This is a genomic window from Streptomyces sp. NPDC045846, assembly GCF_056431605.1.
In genome coordinates, this window is sequence record NZ_JBWKKJ010000015.1 from 105,195 (window position 1) to 122,743 (window position 17,549).

Genomic DNA, 17,549 nt, shown 5'->3' on the forward strand with positions numbered 1-17,549 from the left:
GGGCTCCACCCCAGGAGCCGTTCCTCCGCACAGTCCGGACCCGGTCCGGCGCGAGACGAAGTGGCCGTCGGCCGCGTACGGACGCACGTACGTGTCCTCGAAGGCTGAGCGCCATATACGGATACGGCGCCCGCGAACGCGCCCGTGCCCTCGGCCACCCGGGCTGCCCCTGCTCTCGGCCCCACGAGAGTGACAGGCGCGGTGCGGAAGGAACCCAGCCCCGTTTCGGTAGGGCGCAGGCGTCGTGGTGCGCGCGGCAGGGTTGTGGGACAGGGCGGCGCGGCACTGACGGGCACGGCCTCGGATGACGTATACCCCAGGTCAGGCCGCACACCGGCTCCGAAAACGGTCCGCTACCAGAGTGCTGCCGCGACCGATGGTGGTTCGTAGCGCTCCTGTTCTCGCAGGTCCGCCGGTGAATGGCTGATGTCGCTCGTGACGCGACGGTTGGCGAGAAAGCAGTGAACCACTGCCAGGCCGGAGCCGTTTTCCCCGGTGGCGTCCTGCATCGCCTGGACGCCGGGCCCGCGGGTCGGCTTCAGTCGCCCGCGGGTCCTCTGGTGCTCTCAAGTGTCCCGACCGAAGGGAACGTTGATGCACGCTGATCGGCTTCTTCGGCGCACCGGCGCCGACTCCCGTCCGCCAGGCGGAGCCCGGCGCTTACGCCCGCTCGTGTCCCTCTTGACGGCCTTCCTGCTGGCCTGTGCGGGGATCGTCTCGGCCACCAGCACAGCGCGGGCCGTGAACGGCGACGGCACTTCGCCGTTTGCCACCTACAACATGCACGGGTCCGACAACGGTTCACGGTGGACGTCGGAGGTCGCGCCGCTGGCCGCGACCAACCAGCTGGTGGCGCTGCAGGAGGCGGGTGCCGGGCCGCCGTTGCCGGCGCACGACAACGACCGCAACGAGTTCCGCCAGATCCGGCTCACACCCAACCGGGCCCCGCAGCCCAGTTCCGTCCAGCGCGTGACCTGGGCGGGCGGCCCGAACGGCAGCAACCGCTACGTGTACTTCCTGCAGACCGACCCGCGCCGGGTCGCCGGTACGGACCTGGACACCTGGGACGGCGGCCAGATGAACCTGGCGTTCGTCACCGACACCCCGGCCGATGACGTCCGGGTACTCGAGAACCCCGCCTACAACCCGGACCCCAATGCCCCCAACAACCGCTACCGGGCACGGCCCCTGCTCGGTCTGCGATTCGGCGGCACCTGGTACTGGAACACCCACGCCCGCGGAGAAGACGTACAAGGACTGCTCGGCCAGGTCCGCGCCTTCGCAGCCGCCGACGGCCGGAACTGGGTGCTGGCCGGCGACTTCAACGTGAACATCCTCAACCGTTCCAACGACGAGGCCCGCAACCAGTCGCTCCATCTGCGCGCGGATGAGGCCCTGCTGCGCACGGGTCAGCCGACGTACATAGGCGGCGACACCCCGAGCGAGCTGGACTACGCGATCACGCGCGGTGCACCGGGCGGGTTCACCGCGACCGTTCCCCGGGGCGGCGGCTCCGACCATGTGCCCGTCGAGTTCGCCCGCACCCCGCCGCCGGTTCGGGCGCCGCTCCCGTCCCACGTCTTCCACAGCGTGTTGGCGGCCCCGACCGGCGGCCTGCTGCAGGAGAATCCGAACCGTACGATCACGGTCGGGGAGGCCCGCTACAACGGCAGCCAGACCTTCCAGATGTTCACCACCGACGCGCTCACTCACTATCTGCAGAACACCGGTACGGGCGACTGCATCGCCCTCGCGCCCAGCGCCCGCCGGGCCGCGTCCGCCCCGATCGTGGCCGGACGGTGCGACGACCCGCGCGCGCAGTGGACCATCGCTCACCTGGATGATCCCCCGGCCTGGAACGGCGACAACGGCGGACCGCAACGCTGGCGGAACGTGGCCGTACCCGGATTCTGCCTCACTCCGAGCGGTACTGCGGTGACCGCCGCACCCTGCACCCAGGACGCCGGACAGCTGTGGTGGGACAACGCCGCCTCTCCGCCCGCCAGTTGGCAGACCACGGGTGACAACGTCCGTCTGGAGTCCTCCTTCCTCGGCGGCCGGCTCCGCAGGGCCGGCAACGTCCCCGGCACCTTCGTCTACACGCAGCCCACACCGCCCCGCTCGTGGTGGATCTACTGGCTGTTCTACGAGAAGCAGGACTTCGGCTGGAACATCCAGCGGATCAGCCGGGACGACAACCTGGTCCGCATCCAGAGCCTCAGCGGCAACAACCAGTGCCTGGGCAGCCAGGACGTGAACGCCACTACGCAGACGACTGCCCTGCTGTACGGGTGTGACGACGCCCGCGGCGTCGCCGGAGCCGGCCAGCGCTGGCTCGCCGTGGCGTACCCGGACGGCAGCATCCGCTACCGCAACGAAGCCAACCACCTGTGCCTGCTGGCCCCGGACGCCAACCACGGCCGCGCCAACCTCTACACATGTCAGGACATCCCCGCCGAACGCTGGAACACGGTCAGCCCCTGAACACCACCGGGCCGCCTGGACCACCGCACGACCGGCCCAGGCGGCCCGGCCCGGCTGAATCCGGCTGAAGGTGAGGCGCGGAGCGTCGTCAAGTGCGGAGCCACCATCCGTACGAGGCCCTCACACTGGCTGGCCCTGCCGCCACCCATGACGGAGCGTCACCGGTGCACGGTGGCACAGCCCGGCTTCACGGAAACCTTGCCAGGTCCTGTGTGCTCAGCCGCGAGCGGATCAACGTGCTCACGAGCAACGGCGTGTCGGAGCCGGGGCAATGAGGGGCTGCGGTTGACGCTTTGGCCGTGGAGTCGTCGGCCGGACGACCGGACTCAGAAGGTTGAGGCGCGCATGCTTGTTCTGGGCCGCTCGCAGGTCGAGGCCCTGCTCGACATGGACTCGCTGATCGATGCCCTGGCCCCGGCGATGGCAGACCTCAGCACAGGCCGCGCCTCGGTACCCGACCGCGTCGCCGCCCTGGTGCCCGAACACGATGGATTCCTGGCGGCCATGCCGGGCTTCCTCCCGTCGGCCAAGGTACTGATGACCAAGCTGGTGTCACTCTTCCCCCACAACGACGGGGCACAGTTGCCCACACACCAGGCGCTGATCGTGGCGTTCGACCCGGACACCGGCGAGCCCGCCGCACTGCTGGACGGTACGGCCATCACCGCAGCGCGCACCGCAGCCTGCTCCGCGTTGTCGGCGCGGCTGCTGGCCCGCGAGGACGCGACCGTGCTGGCGGTGCTGGGCACCGGCGTCCAGGCCCGGTCCCACGCCCAGGCGATCTGCCGGGTCCGCCCGATCCAGCAGATCCGCGTCGCGGGCCGGGACCCGGCGAAAGCCGCTGTCCTGGCCGCGGAGCTCTCAGCCGTACTGGAGGGCGAAGTCCGGGCGGTGCCCACCTACGCTGCGGCGCTCGACGGCGCGGACATCGCCGCCGCGACGACCCACGCCGTCGAACCCGTGATCCGCCGCTCCTGGCTGACACCCGGGGTGCACATCACGTCCGTGGGATACAACCCGGCCGGCCGCGAGATCGACGACGCCACGGTCACCGAGGCCCTGGTGTGCGTCGAATCGCGCCAGGCCGTACTCGCCCCCCTTCCTGCGGGCAGCAATGACCTGCTCGTGCCGATCCGCGACGGCCTCATCACCGCCGATCACGTGCACGCCGAGCTCGGCGAACTCATCACCGGCAGCAGACCGGGACGCAGCACGCCTGACCAGATCACCCTCTACAAGTCGGTCGGCGTGGCAGCGCAGGACGCCGCGGCCACGGCCCTGGTCGTCGCCGCCGCCCGCGAGCAGTCGATCGGAGAGCAGCTGACACTCCGGTGATGCCATCATCTCGAAGTCGGCCACGAGTGACCCGTTGTCCGCGTAGGCGAGCCTCAACGGTCCGGTTCCGCCATTGAGCAGCAGCACCGCTTGCATGCCCCTGGACAGGCGGCAGCGCGCGCAGTGACGAACCCCGACCGGCGCGCAGGCCTCTGGCCCGCCTGCCGCTGGTCAGTACCCCCGTCGGCGACGGCCGAGGAGGCCAACTGCAGCCCAGCCAGCCCAGGAAGCCACGATCGCTGAACTCTCCGCGCACTGTGGGCGCGAGGAGGACGAGATCTGCGACGGCCTGGGCAGGTTTAGCGGTTGACCAGCACGGAATCACCCTGAAGTCTGCGATCGGCGCCGTCGTGCGGATGGCGCAGCCGCCACGCTCGGACATGGACGGCGATGTCGGTGAGTCGCCCCCTCGGCCCTACTCGCGACGGGAGAACGTCATGACCACGCGCAAGGCGTCGGCGGCGACGACCTCCGAGGCGCCGCCGCGGCCGAGCGGACGACGTCTGCTGCTCGGTGTTGTTTGGGACATCGTGGTTCCGATCGCGTTGTACTACGGCCTGCGTGCCGCCGACGTCAGCGTCTTCGTTGCGCTACTGGCCGGCGCCTTCCTGCCGGCGCTCACCACAGTGGTGCAGTGGCTGCACACCCGCAGCCTCGAGGGCATGGCGGGGTTCGTCGCCGGGACCATGCTGCTCGGCATCGCAGCCGCGCTGGTCAGCGGCAGCCCCCGGTTCCTGCTCGCCAAGGACGGTTGGCTGACTGGCGTGGCCGGGCTCTGGTTCCTGATCTCGATCAGGGCCAGGCGCCCGCTGCTCTTCCACGGCGGCCGTCCGCTGTTGGAGGGGCGGTTCCGATCCGACGGCACCTCCTGGGACGTGCTGTGGGAACGAGAGCCGGCCTTCCGGCGGATCTGGCGGGTCTCGACTGCGATCTGGGGCGTAGCGATGCTGCTCGACGCCGTCGTGCGGGTCGTGATGGCCTACACCCTGCCGATGGACCTGGTGCCAGGTCTCGGCGCCCTGCTCTGGCCGGTCACGCTGGTGCTTCTACAACTGGTCAACGGCGTCTACTACGAGGTGGCCGGGCTCTGGCGACTGACCGCCGGGACAACCATGCGCTCGCCGGAAGGTTGAGCGTCCGGTCGTCGACGACGGGCGCCTCGACCGGGACTTCTGACACCGCCACGCAATACAGAGCGGCGACGGACTTCGGATCGGCGCCTGCTGAAGGGCGAGCACGGTCCATATCCCCAGTGCCTGCGGAAGGTGCCCCGCAGCACAGTCCCGCGCGGTGGCCGCAGAACAACTGCCGCGCGGGACGCAGGTGCGGTCCTTTGGCTCTACAGGATGCCGCCGAGCACCCCACCGAGCAGCCCGCCAAGAAGGCCACCGCGATGGTCGTCCCGGCCATGCGAGCAGCGGCGTCCGTGGTCGCCCCGAGCGAGCTCGGCCCCACGACCGCGGTCGCAGCGGTCCTGACCGTGCATGTAGCCCGCGGATGCAACGGTCGGCGAGTGGGTGGCCGCCTGGGCCACACCACTGAGAGGGACGACCGTCGCCGCGGCGAGAGCGGCGACGGCCAGAGCGCGACTGACGAATGTACGCATTAGTGAACTCCTGACGGTAGGGATATGACGCCTGGACACCTACCGCGCCGGACTCGCGGTCCCGCGAGAGGCCGCGTGTGCTCACCCCTACGAGTTGTCAGTTGGGCCAGCCAGGCCAGTGGGCCGGTCCGTTCTTCAAACCGCCGTCCCTTTCTCGGTGATGGCTGCGGCCAAGCGAAGGCGTCTGGCCTCGGATGCCGAGGACCCGAGGCTGTCGCGGAATCCGGGTTCTGCTGCGGTGAGTGTCAGGATCGTCCGGCACCGGGACGCTCCGCGGGCCCGCGCAGGGACATCTGCCCGCCCGATGGGTCGGCGGCCCCAGGCGGTGCCGCGTCAGGCAACATTGACCCCCTCGGACGTGCCGCCGAAGCGGGGCGCGCGGTGGCGGGATCACCGGCAGACGATCGACGCGACCGCGTGGAAGTTCCAGACCGGGGCGAAGCCGCTTGGCCGCCTGCTCGTGGCGGGCGAGCCGAGCGAATTCGCTCCTACTCAGTCAGCGTGGCCAGCGCGTGCCGAGCGGACGCTACGACGCCGGGCCAGGACCCGGAGGCCATGAACTCGGCATCCGATGCACCGCGGCCGACGGTGTTGAGCGCGGAGTCCAGAGCGGCGGCCATCACCCCCATCGCCCGTACCTCTGCCTCCGACGCCAGCGTGTAGCCGAGGGCGCCGTCAGGGTCGGCAAGCACGGTGGTGTCGTCGTAGAGGATGTTCACGTTGAGGGTGAAGTCGTCGTAGAAGTTCAGCTTCGGGTAGATCCGGTCGATCCATACCCGCCGCTGGTAATCCGGGTCCGACAGCGCCCTGAGAGCCGAGATGACCTCGGCCCGCATCTCCGGCAACCTCACCTGAGCAGGCTTCACGGCTTGGTCAACTGCTCCCACTTGATCCCCTCCGAAATCCGGGTGTGTGACTCGGCATTCTCTCCGGAGGCTTTCCGTCCCGGCCAAGAATCTCTCCGATGGAGTTGATTACGCATGGTCGACCTGCTGGTGATTCCGGGAGTTGACGCCGGGAGCGCCTGGCAACGGCTCAGCACACTGCGGTGAACGTCGGCAGATCATCAGCAGGTTCGATGAGGCTTCCTCCCGTCGCCCCATTCGTGCCGGGGGCACCCTGGCAGCGGGCGAGTGGCACGGCAGCGCAGCGTTGCGGCCGGTCGCCAACGTGCGGGAGACGACCGGCCGCTCAAGAGCACCCTCGGGGGCGCTCCGCTTCACCGTAAACCCGGCGGCACTCCCCCGCCTGCGGTCATACCCGGCAAGGGGCGTCCTCACGGCCAGTGGGAGTGTTCGGCAGCCCGGCTCCGCCGCCGGCCTCCAGGTGAGACCTCCTGAGGCGGGCGGCCGACCTCAGGATCACGAGCCCAGTCGGCGCTGGACCGCCGTACGGTGAGTCACGGCAGGCGCGGAATCCGCTGCGGGACGGGCGCCACTCATGGCGAAAACCTCGCCCGCCGCTGACAGGGCTCCTCTGAAAATGCTTCTGGCCGGAGTGCCGCGCCTCATCTACCCGCGACTTGCTGCGTAGCCCTACACGTCTCGCCTCTCATCCCGGTGGCGAGTCGGACAAGGGCTGGAGCAGGCCGCTCAGAAGGGGCGCGTCGTCCAGATGCTCGCGGGTGAGGCGGATCCCGAAGGCGTTCTCCACCAACTCCAGGACGCCGTAGACGTCGTGGTGCAGTCCGGGCCCGAGCCCGAGCGGCAGCATGTGTTCGTCCAGTCTCCGGGGGTCGGTCCCTGTGGGGTGGACGTCTTGCAAGGTGTCGAAGGCGACGGTGACTTGACCGTCGACGGCATGGATGAAGGAGTACATGGGCTTTTCGTTGTAATGCAGTACGACGGCCTCGGTGCCGACGGACACAGCCTGGAGCAGCGGCTCATGAAGGCCGTGGACGCCACCTTGCTCCCAGACCCACGTCCACGGCCCCGTGACACCGGCCCTGACCACCGGCTCATCCTCGTCGTAGAGATCGTCCCCAAAGGCGTCCGCAAGTTCATGCGCCTCGCGCAGGGCGACGGTCGCGGGGTCTGCCCCCAGGCGCATCAGCACCTCGTACGGCCCCAGGGCTCGCACGAACGTGAGCGTATAGAAGGGAAAGTCACCTCGGAGCAGACCCAGTCCGCGTCCTTCATGTTCTCTCGTCATCAGGCGGATGCTGCCATGCAGCACTGACAGGGCTGTGCAGCAAGGACGTTGATCGCCCCGAACAGCAACCCGCCCCAAGGCATCCCATCCGGACGACGGTCGTCGCCGCGTACAGGAAGGAGCCGGGCCCGGCGGTCACCAAGAAGGGCCGGCGCGGAGGTCGTGCGAGGGGCCTGGCTGTCGTCGTCCGCCACTCGTGGACCCCCGTTCTTCGGAACGGGGGTTCTCCGTGGAGCGGTCTTGCCGTGTGGTGGAAGGGGTGCGGCACTCCTGGCGAGGATCAGCCACATACCTGTGGAAGCTGTAGAGCATGTTCGAATAGCTGCCTATCCCATGCACGGACCAGCGTGGGCGTTTTTACCGGAAAAAGGCCAGACGTTATTCCACGAAGCGGAATATGGCGTGCCGATGGCGGGACGTAACGCTCCACTTGTGGAGATTTACTCGACATTTCCTCCCATTCAGGAGATCCAGCTGTTTTCGAGCATCGAACGATCGGTTCGGGCCATTAATCTCGCTCTCGCCGCCACAGTCCGGAAAACATCTTCCGCATAACGGAAGTATCTGGTCTGGGGTCTTGGGGATCTTTGTACGGCCCGGTCCACCCATCGCCCTTTCCTGGCGATCGTCTTTTTTGCGTCCCTGTGAGCCCAGCAGCGGCGGCATCACCCGGAAAACAGTCCTATTCCCAGGGGGGAAACGGGAGCATGAGCACGCGAAGAAACTTCATTGCGGCGACCACAACCGCAGCGGCGGCGGCGACTTTCCTGACCGGCGCGGGAGCCTCGCCGGCCGGAGCGGCTGCTCCGGATGCGGCGGCTCCGGATGCGGCGGCTCCGGCAGGCAACGGGGACGCGGCCGGCGACCAGGTCACCGCGCGCGGCAACATCCTTCAGGTCGACACCGACATGCGCACCAACTACGACAAGCTGCGGGTCGGGGTGACGCAGCAGCTGACGCCGGTCATCGTGGTGGAGAACGGCATGCAGGGCGGTAAGTACACCCTGGTCCTGGACGGTCAGCGGTTCGTTGAGGAACCGATCGACCAGATATTCCAACTCGCGAAGTCCATCGCACACGTCCCGCTGGGGATCTTCTCCGTCATCGCGCCATACCTTGACCCCCGCGTGCCGGCCGGGCAGAAGGACATGTACGCCCGGGATCTGGCGATGACCGCGTACGTGGGGCCGGGCAAGACGGACTGGGTCGACCCGCTGACGAAGTTCGTCGCCGACCTCGACACCGCACGGCGCACCCTCGAACAGGCCGGGCTCCCCACCGACTTGCAGGTGTCCTGCGCGCACATCCTGGACGCGGGCATGACGTACGCGAACGACATCATCCGGCGCCGTACCTTCGACATGAAGGGCTTCGAGGATTTCACCGGCAAGGTCGGCGACGACATCAAGCAGAACATGTACTGGGCGGCGAAGGTCCAGATCGCGGCCGTCAAGGATCTCTTCACCCGCTGGAAGGCCAAGGTCGGCGCCGACCGCTGGCACGAGCTGTATGTGGTGGTCCTGTCGATGTGGACCACCAGCGAGCTGAACCAGAACTCGATCATCATCAAGCACTTCATGGATGCCGGGATGGCCGACAGCCACCTGATCGACCTGCCCTGTCAGGCTCCCTCGATCGCGAACGCGGTCGACGTGGCCCTCGACAACCTCGCCCGTATCGTTCAGGACAACATTGCGGCCCAGATGGTGTTCTCCACCGACCAGCAGCTGGCCGACGCCCTCAAGGGCAGGCCCGACCTGCTCTCGCAGGAACTCCTGAAGCTGCTGGGTGACACCGGTGCGACCGCGTCCACAGCGTCCCTGGCGGCCTGTCCGTTCCACTCCAAGCTGAAGGCACAGCAGGCCATGCGTTCCGTCGCCGTCTGACCCTCTACGACCGTTCCGTAAGACCCGGCGGCTCCCTGCCTCATCCATTCCCGCGGATGGGGCGGGGGCCGTCGCCCTTTCCCGGGGGGAACCCATGACCATGCGCTCCGTGTCCGAACGGCGAAGACAGGTGTGGCTGCTGGCCGGTGTCATTTTGCTGGCCGTCAATCTACGGGCGGCGATCACCTCAGTCCCGCCGATCCTGTCAGCCCTGAAGGACGCCTTACGACTGTCGGCGACAGCCGTCGATGTACTCACCACGCTGCCCGTGCTGTGCCTGGGCCTCTTCTCCTTCCTCGCGCCCCGCCTCGCCCGGCGGACCGGGGAACGGGGCGCTGTCAGCTGTGCGCTGGGCCTGATCGCCACCGGGGCCGCGTTGCGCGCCCTCCCGTGGCCGGTGGCGCTGTATGCGGGAACGATCCTGGCTGGTAGCGGGATCGCGCTGGGCAACGTCCTGATCGTCGCCGTCATCAAACGCCACTACGCCGCCCGCCTCGGCACGATGACCGGGCTGGCCATGATGCTGATGGCCCTCTCAGGAGCGGCGGCGGCCGGTATCGCGGTCCCGGTGTCCCAGAGTGCGGGCTGGCAGATCGCACTGGCTCTCTGGGCGCTCCCTGCCGTTGTCGGCGCTCTCACGTGGGGAGCAGCCCCGGGCGGCGAGGACCGTGTAGTCACCGCTACGGCCAGGACGGCCGAGCCGGCTGGGGAGGGAAATCTACTGCGCTCGCCGGTGGCCGGAGCGATCATCGCGTTTCTGGGGCTGGTGTGTCTGGCGTTCTACGTCCTGGTGGCGTGGCTGCCCGAGATCATGCGGTCCCGGGGATATTCGGCGGCGACGGCGGGCACGATGATGTCCGTGATGCTCGCTCTGGGGGTGCCCCTGGGGCTGGTGATGCCGGTGGCCGCCGCGCGCATGGACCATCAAGGGCCCCTGGTCGTGGCCGTTTTCGCGGCGAAGGTCGTTGGCCTGGGCGGTATCTGGATCGCGCCGTCCGCAGGCTGGGCGTGGGTATTGATCCTGGGCATCGCGACGGGTGGAGCGTTCCCGCTGGCCATGACCTTGATGAGCCTGCGCACCACGGACGCGGCGGCGACGGCGCGGCTGTCGGGTATCGCGCAGTCCGGCGGGTATCTCCTGGCGGGCTTCGGCCCGTTCGCCATCGGGTTTGTGCACAGCCTGAGCGGCGGCTGGGATGTCCCGCTGATCGTGCTGCTGGTCCTGGCGGTTCCCGAGCTGCTGGCCGGACTGTATGCGGCACGGCCCGGCGTGGTGCGGGTCCTCCAGCGGGGACGGCGCCGCGAGGGGCGGGCCAGTGCGGCGCGACCGGTCGCATTCATCCCACGCCAGCGCAGTACTTCCTCCACGCCGGGCCGCCCGGTCCGCGAAGAGCGCTGAGCACTGAGCACTGAGCACTGAGCACAACAGAAAACCCCCGCTCCCCTTGCGGTTGTCCGCGGAGGGGCGGGGGTTTTGCGCTGTTTCAGGCGCTGTTTCTTCGGCGGGCGTAGTGGCGGGCGACGCGTACCCGGTTGCCGCAGCCTTCGCGGGAGCACCAGCGGCGCGAGCCGTTGCGCGAGGTGTCGAAAAAATACAGGCCGCAGTCGTTGGCGCAGGTCCGCAGCCGGTCCGGGTCGCGGGTGAGGAGGGTGAGGTAGTTGACCGCGGCGAGATGACCGATGAGGTGGGCGGGATCGTCGATATCGAGGTGCTGTACCGGGCCGGTGGGGGTCAGTTCGTGACGCATGCGGCCGTGGCCCAACAGGGTGTTGAAGCGGGCCAGCGCGTTCGGGTCGGCCGGGTCGGCCAGGAACTGGGTGAGGATGTCGCGGGCGCGGCGGATGACGGTGAACGCGTAGTCGTCGGCGAACTGGTAGGGGTCGGGGTAGTCGTTGAGGTGGCCGCTGGTCTGCAGCCAGCGGTTGAGGGCGGCACGGGTGTTGATCAGGTCGATCTGCCCGGTGCGGTCGCGGTAGCGGGTATTGACGAGGTCCAGGGCGACGGGTTCACCGGGCAGCGGGCGCAGGTCTTCGTGCTGGGGCATGACAGAAGGTTCCTTTCTGGGCGGAACATGGCAGGCGGACGGCACGGCAGCCTGCCCCGAAGGGGATTAATGAGGCTGCCGTGCCGGGGAGAAGGCCGCACAGGGCCGGGGAGTGCGGCTTCTCCCGCTTTAGGGGACGGGTGTCCAGGTGGCTTCCGGAGTGCTTTCGTAGCGCTGGCGCAGCGGGGCGCGGCGGAGCTTGCCGATGCCGGTTTTGGGGATGTCGTCCTTGCCCACGGGGAGCAGGCGGGCACCGGTGATGCCGAAGCGGGCGGTGAGCATGCTGTGCAGGGTGCCCAGTTCGACAGGGGTGGGGTGGCCGTTCTTCGGGTGGAAGAACACGGCGAGGTTTTCCCCGGCCGTTGTGGTGACAGGAGTGGCCACCGTGTAGGTGGGGGCGGCGATGTCGAGTTCTTCCACGGCGGCTTCGATTTCGTGGCCGTGGTAGATGACGCCGTCGAGGGTGATCCGGTCGTCGGCGCGGCCGGTGACGGTCAGGATGGTGCCGTCGATGTGGCCGAGGTCCCCGGTGGTGAACCAGCCGTCGGGGGTGAAGGACTGCCGGGTCTGGTCGTCACCGTGATGGTATCCGTCGGTGACGGCGGCGCCGGCGACCTGGACGTGGCCCAGGGTGTTCTTGTCGGCCAGGGTGCCGTCGTCGGTGACGATGCGGACGCGGGTGCCGGGTTGGGGGCGCCCGACAGGTACGTAGCGCTGGCCGAGATATTCGGTGAACCGGCAGTCGGTGACGCCGGAGGAGGTTTCCGACATGCCCCAGCCCGGATATATGGCATCGCGCGGCAGCCCGTAGGGAGCCAGGCCGGCCATGAAGTCCTTGATGACGTCGGCGCGGAGGGGTTCTCCGCCGTTCATGATGTAGGTCAGGCAGGTCAGATCCCACGGGGGGCTGCTGACGCCCTGGAGGGCGTCGTTGACGAGCGCGAAAGCGTAGTTGGGCGCCCAGGTGCAGGTGATGCGATGGGCGTGGACGGTGTCCAGCCAGCGCAGCGGGTCGTCCAGGATCCACCGCTGGGGGGCGTGGACCTGGTAGGCGCCCAGGTAGATGTCGCGAGTGTGGAACATGACCAGGCCGCCGACATGGTCCAGGGGCATCCAGTTGAGAGTGCGCTGGCGTTGGTCGAGGCGGTTGACGTGGGCGGTCGCCGTGGTGCGGGTCAGGATGTTGCGGTGGGTCAGGCGCACGGCCTTGGGGGTGCCGGTGGAGCCGGAGGTCAGTAGGAGCAGCGCCAGGTCTTCGGGCCGTCCCTGGTGATGGCGCCGATCGGGGGCGTGGCCCAGAAGGTATTCGTAGGTCCCGGTGGCGTAGGGGGTCATGCCGGCGGGGATGGTGCGTCCACTGCCGGTGATGAAGCGGGGCTGCCCATGGGCGGTCCACACCTGTTGGAGCAGGCCGTCCCGATCGGGCACCGGCAGCGGGACGTAGCCGCCCAGGTGGCAGGCCCAGTAGGCGGTGACCAGCTCCTGGGGGTCGGGAGTGTCCAGAAGGATGATGTCGCCGGGCTGGTTGAGGGTGCGGCGCAGACCGGTAAGCATTTTCCGCGCGTTGCCCAGCAGCTGGCTGTAAGTGAGCGCGGTATGGGTGCCGTTGGGGTGGAGGAAAACGACTTTCTGCTGGCCGTGCCGCTGCGCGGTGCGTATCAGTGCCTCGGCGAGGGTGGCCACGGTGGGGGTGATGGCGGGGCCGCCGTCGAGGAAGGCCTTCCCGGTCATGACACTGCCTGCACCGGCTGGGGCGCCACATGGGCGGGGGCCGGCTTGGTGCGGGTGAGGGTGAAGGAAGCCAGCGCTGCGAGGCCGAGGCCAGCGGTGAGGATGCCCATGGGCACGGCAGAGGTCCTTCCGGCCAGGCCGACCAGCGGGACCAGGGCGGCGCCGATGACGTGCTGGAAGAAGCCGATGAGAGCGGCAGCCGACCCGGCGATGTCGCCATGGTCGTTCATGGCCAGCCCCATCGAGGTCGGCATGATCAGGCCGACGGAGGCGACCATCACGAACAGCGAGACGAGCAGCGCGGCCAGCGGGGCGCTGGTGAAGGCGCAGACGAAGGTGGCCACGCCTCCCGCCGCGCAGGCGGTGACTCCCACCCCGAGAAGACGCCGGGGCCCGGTCTTGTGGACGATACGGCCGGTGATCTGGGCAGCGACGACCAGACCGAAGGCGTTGACGCCGAACACGTAGGAAAAAGCCTGGGGGGACAGGCCGTGGACTTCTTGCAGGACGAAGGGGGCACCGGCGATGTAGGCAAACATGGCGGCGAATCCGAACCCGATCGACAGCAGGCAGCCCACGTAATGGCGGTCGGCGAGCAGGGTCGCGAAGGCACCCTTGGCCGCCGGGCCCCGGCGGCGGTTCGGGGCGGGATGCGTTTCTGGCAGGAACATCGCGCAGGCCAGGCCGATGACGACGCCGGCCAGGGCCAGCGCCAGGAAAATGCCGCGCCAGTCGGTGAAGCGCAGCAACTGCCCACCGGCCAGCGGGGCGAGGGTGGGCGCGAGTCCGGTGACGAGGATCAGAGTGGAGAACAGGCGGGCGGCTGCCGCGCCTTGGTGGCGGTCGCGGACGGTGGCGGAGGCGATGACGATGCCGGTGGCGCCGCCTATGCCCTGGATCAGCCGCAACGTCACAAGGAGCCAGATGGTGGGGGCGAAGGAGCAAGCCACCCCTGCGGCGATGAACAGGAGCAGTCCGGCCATGAGGGGGCCGCGTCGCCCGAGACGGTCGGAGATGGGTCCGGCGACCATCTGGCCGGTGCCGAGTCCGACCAGGCAGGCGGTCAGGGACAGCTGAGTGGCGGAGGCCGAGGCGTGCAGCTGGTCGGCGATCTGCGGAAGGCCGGGCAAATACGTGTCGTTGGCCAGGGGCCCAAGTGCGGTCAGGGCGCCGAGGAGGACGGTGAAGCGGACGGTGCCTTGGGATGTCGTCATCGTTTTCTCCAAGGCCCCGGCCCGTGTGCAGCAGGACCGGGGGCTGTAGGGGGAAGGTCAGTAGGCGAGGCCGATACGGGCGCGGATGGCGGACCCCCGCTCGACCTCGTCGGCGAATCCGATCGCGAAGTCGGGGATGCTGATCTTCGAATCGCCGTTCGCGTCGGTCAGCAGCTCGTCGCCGCCCTTGCGGTAGACGCCGGTCCGCTCCCCGGGCTCGATCAGCTTGGGGGGCGAGACGAACGTCCAGTCCAGGTCACGGACCTGCCGGTACATTTCCAGCGCCTGATTCTGGGCGGAGGCGTTCGCCTTCCACATCTCGGGAAAGTGCGGGGAGTCGATGACGCGGACACCGGGCGCGGTCAGCAGGCTGCCCGCGCCGCCCAGGACCACCAGGCGCGTGACGTCGGTCCGGCGCAGGCCGGAGATGAGGGCCGTGGTGGCGCCCACGATGATGTCGCAGTCGTCGTCGCTTCCGTCGTGGCGGGGGCCGACCGCGGAGACCACCACGTCGTGGCCTTCGGCGAGGGCGGCAACGGTGCGGGCGTCCCGGACGTCGCCGGCCTGGGCGGTGTATTGCCCGGTGGTGGTGGTGGTGTCTCCGGTGCGCGTGACGCCGGTGACGTGGTGGCCGCGCGTGATGAGTTCGTGGGTGATCGTCGAGCCGATGTTCCCGGAGGCGCCGAACAGAAGGATTTTCACGGGTCTTCCCTTCGCAGTGCGGGCATAGGGGCGCGGATGCGCCTTAGTTCTCGTTGAGGAAATCGGGCTGGTCGTGGGTGATCTCGTCCCAGAGCAGCTCGAAACTGAAGCGGGCCAGCTGCGCATCGCCGAACCCCTGGGCGGCGGCCTCCGCCTGGGCGGTGGTGAAGGCGTGGGGCGTTCCGGCAGCGTGGGCCAGCAGCTGCACCTGGGCGCAGGAGTCATAGGTGAAGAACCGGTGGACGGCTTCCTCGACCGAGCCGCCGACGGTGATCAGGCCGTGGTGACGCAGCAACAAGGCGCTGTTGTCCCCGACATGGACGGCGATGTCGCGGCCCTGCTCCACGGTGACCGAGGGACCCTTGTACGCCTCGTACAGCGCCTGGCGGCCGTGGAAGGCAGCCGATTCCTGGTCGATGGGCTCCAGCAGCCGGCCCAGCGAGCCGAGCGCGCGGGAGTAGGGCGTGTGGGCGTGCGCGATGGCGTGCAGGTTCGGGTACTGCTGGTGGATCGCGGCGTGGATGACGAACGCGGACGGATTCACCTTGCGCGAGCCCGCGACCACGCGGCCTTCGATGTCGACACGGATCAGGTCGGCGACGGTGACCCGGTTGAAGGACACTCCGAACGGGTTCACCCAGAACTGGTCGGTGTACTGGGGGTCGCGGACGGAGATGTGTCCCGATATTCCCTCCCCGAAGCCCTCGCGGCCGAACAGGCGCAGGGCTGCGGCCAGGCGCTGCTTGACGTGGCGGCGGTGCTCAGTGACGGTGGCGAATGTCTTGTCGGCGGGGATGGGCAGCCCGGTGGCCGTATCCGCGAGGAACACAGGGCGCACGTCTTCGCTGGTCACGGTGGTCTCCTTGGGTCAGGCGCTGAGCAGCGCGGGCATCAGCGGGGCAGCCGTCCGGTGGGCGGTGATGGCGTCGGTGATGTCGCGGGCCCGGTCGACCAGCGAGGGAATGCCCCAGGTGAAGAACAGGGCGCCGGCCGCGAGGTCTCCCAGCGCGTACAGGCACGGATCCGCCTGTCCGGCGACCGTCAGGCGGCTGGTGGCGCGATCGATGGCCAGACCTCCGTAGGGGTTGACGGCCACGGTGCGCGAGCGCAGCAGAGAGGTGACCAGACGCTGGGCCGCGTGCGGGATGCGCCGGGCGGAAGGGCTGATGGTGTTGACTATCCGGTCGGCCGTGAAGGTGCCGCCGGCCGTGGTGAGCGTGAAACCGGTACCGCCCGCCGGAACAATGTGGCGCAACCCCCCTTCTACGGACAGCTGTCCTGTGTCCGCCAGCTCCAGCAGGAGGGCGGCCGAGGCGGGCGGCATCGGGCAGCACAGACTCATCAGCGCCCGGTGGTGGTGGCGCAGCAGATGCTTCTTGTCCTTCTCCGCCAGCAGCGGCCACACGTCGGGCCCGGTGTCGGGGATGGCCCGCTGCAATATGCGCAGCCCCAGATCCGTGTCGTCGACCAGAGACAGCTGACGGCGCAGCCGGTCCAGCGGCTTTTCGGTGAACGGGGAACCGATTTCCGCGAGAACCCTGTCCGGGTCGCTGCCGGCCCCGACGAGTTCGCTGCGGCACAGGGCGGCCAGCTCGGCCAGCGACAACGTCCCGCCCTGCGCCGCGAGGGCCTGCATGCGCGGCTGGGTCAGGTTCTTCACCGTGAAGTCGGCCGGTCGCTGTCGCACCGCAGGAAGTACCCCGTTGCGGGAGACCATCGTGATTCTGCCTCGATGTCCCGTCGCGGCCAGGTACCGCACGGTGTCGACGGCCGTCAGCCCGCTGCCGAGGATCGCCACGTGCTCGTCCGTGCCGATCTGGTGCAGCCGGTCGACCGCCGGATACGGGTCCCCGATGTATCCCTCGGCCCCCGCCAGACTGTAGAAGTCCTCCGGCGCCCCTCTCCCTACGCACAGCACGGCGTAGTCGAAGACACGGGCCCGGCCGTCTTTCGTCTGGAGCATGACCCGCTGCGCACAGCGTGCGGCCGAGGTCACCGGCGCGCCGATCAGATCGACACGCCAGCCTTTGCGGCGCAGCCTGCCCATGGCGCTGTAAGCGGTGTGTTCGAGGTATTCGCCGTAAACGGTGCGAGCGATGAAGCGGGCTCCCGAGTGCGGGTCGGGCACCGTGGGGCTTTTCGTGATCCGGTCGCGGCCGGCGAGCCAGTACGCGAAATGCTCGGGATCCCCCGCCCGTACCGACATGTCGGCGGGCACCATGTTGATCGTGAGGGCTTCCGTGTCGACCTGGTAGGGCCTGCCCCGCCACAGGTTCGGGGACGGCTCGAACACGGTCAGGGAGCCGGGCGCCAGCGTGGAGGCGGCCAGCGCATCGAGCAGGCACACCGCCGCCGCGCCGCCCCCGACGACGGCGATGGATGATCCCCCGTGCAT

At 68.9% G+C, this 17,549-nt stretch carries 14 protein-coding genes; 5 read left to right on the forward strand and 9 right to left on the reverse strand.

Going from position 1 to position 17,549, the window contains the following annotated elements:
• The first annotated feature begins 672 nt into the window (after nt 1-672).
• The 3 genes from AC07F3_RS33980 to AC07F3_RS33990 all read left to right on the forward strand — a co-directional run bounded on the left by AC07F3_RS33980 (nt 673) and on the right by AC07F3_RS33990 (nt 4,952).
• Nucleotides 673-2,484: a ricin-type beta-trefoil lectin domain protein gene (locus tag AC07F3_RS33980; RefSeq protein ID WP_479118417.1), complete on the forward strand. Its 1,812-nt coding sequence runs from the start codon at nt 673-675 to the stop codon at nt 2,482-2,484.
• Nucleotides 2,485-2,829: 345 nt separating this feature from the next.
• Nucleotides 2,830-3,819: an ornithine cyclodeaminase family protein gene (locus AC07F3_RS33985; protein WP_479118418.1), complete on the forward strand. Its 990-nt coding sequence runs from the start codon at nt 2,830-2,832 to the stop codon at nt 3,817-3,819.
• A 437-nt stretch (nt 3,820-4,256) separates the two neighbouring features.
• Nucleotides 4,257-4,952 (forward strand): VC0807 family protein, encoded by a 696-nt coding sequence (locus AC07F3_RS33990; RefSeq protein WP_479118419.1) that lies wholly within the window; start codon nt 4,257-4,259, stop codon nt 4,950-4,952.
• Between the two features lie 206 nt (nt 4,953-5,158).
• On the opposite strand, the gene AC07F3_RS33995 is transcribed toward AC07F3_RS33990, so the two are convergent.
• The 3 genes from AC07F3_RS33995 to AC07F3_RS34005 form a co-directional block, all read right to left on the reverse strand.
• Nucleotides 5,159-5,425, reverse strand: a complete 267-nt coding sequence (locus AC07F3_RS33995) for a hypothetical protein (RefSeq protein WP_479118420.1) — start codon at nt 5,423-5,425, stop codon at nt 5,159-5,161.
• A 488-nt stretch (nt 5,426-5,913) separates the two neighbouring features.
• A complete protein-coding gene (locus AC07F3_RS34000; RefSeq protein WP_479118422.1) occupies nt 5,914-6,276 on the reverse strand; it encodes an SCO4402 family protein in 363 nt (120 codons plus the stop codon).
• A 700-nt stretch (nt 6,277-6,976) separates the two neighbouring features.
• On the reverse strand, nt 6,977-7,576 hold the full coding sequence (locus tag AC07F3_RS34005; RefSeq protein ID WP_479118423.1) for a DUF6461 domain-containing protein: 600 nt from the start codon (nt 7,574-7,576) through the stop codon (nt 6,977-6,979).
• A gap of 707 nt (nt 7,577-8,283) precedes the next feature.
• Here AC07F3_RS34005 and AC07F3_RS34010 point away from each other — a divergent pair.
• Complete coding sequence (locus AC07F3_RS34010) at nt 8,284-9,462, forward strand: hypothetical protein (RefSeq protein WP_479118425.1); 1,179 nt, start codon at nt 8,284-8,286, stop codon at nt 9,460-9,462.
• Nucleotides 9,463-9,556: 94 nt separating this feature from the next.
• The gene (locus AC07F3_RS34015) at nt 9,557-10,861 is read left to right on the forward strand and encodes a CynX/NimT family MFS transporter (protein WP_479118426.1); all 1,305 of its coding nucleotides are present in this window, start codon (nt 9,557-9,559) and stop codon (nt 10,859-10,861) included.
• Between the two features lie 85 nt (nt 10,862-10,946).
• Here AC07F3_RS34015 and AC07F3_RS34020 read toward each other — a convergent pair whose 3' ends face one another.
• The 6 genes from AC07F3_RS34020 to AC07F3_RS34045 all read right to left on the reverse strand — a co-directional run bounded on the left by AC07F3_RS34020 (nt 10,947) and on the right by AC07F3_RS34045 (nt 17,549).
• Complete coding sequence (locus AC07F3_RS34020; RefSeq protein ID WP_479118427.1) at nt 10,947-11,507, reverse strand: CGNR zinc finger domain-containing protein; 561 nt, start codon at nt 11,505-11,507, stop codon at nt 10,947-10,949.
• 129 nt (nt 11,508-11,636) lie between these two features.
• Nucleotides 11,637-13,238 (reverse strand): AMP-binding protein, encoded by a 1,602-nt coding sequence (locus tag AC07F3_RS34025; RefSeq protein WP_479118428.1) that lies wholly within the window; start codon nt 13,236-13,238, stop codon nt 11,637-11,639.
• Nucleotides 13,235-14,452 (reverse strand): multidrug effflux MFS transporter, encoded by a 1,218-nt coding sequence (locus AC07F3_RS34030; protein WP_479118430.1) that lies wholly within the window; start codon nt 14,450-14,452, stop codon nt 13,235-13,237. The genes AC07F3_RS34025 and AC07F3_RS34030 overlap by 4 nt, the downstream gene beginning before the upstream one ends.
• A 57-nt stretch (nt 14,453-14,509) precedes the next feature.
• Nucleotides 14,510-15,154 carry an NAD(P)-dependent oxidoreductase gene (locus AC07F3_RS34035; protein WP_479118431.1) on the reverse strand — a complete coding sequence of 215 codons (645 nt, stop codon included), beginning with the start codon at nt 15,152-15,154 and terminating at the stop codon, nt 14,510-14,512.
• A 43-nt stretch (nt 15,155-15,197) separates the two neighbouring features.
• Complete coding sequence (locus AC07F3_RS34040; protein WP_479118433.1) at nt 15,198-16,007, reverse strand: class II aldolase/adducin family protein; 810 nt, start codon at nt 16,005-16,007, stop codon at nt 15,198-15,200.
• 15 nt (nt 16,008-16,022) lie between these two features.
• On the reverse strand, nt 16,023-17,549 hold the full coding sequence (locus AC07F3_RS34045; protein WP_479118435.1) for an FAD/NAD(P)-binding protein: 1,527 nt from the start codon (nt 17,547-17,549) through the stop codon (nt 16,023-16,025).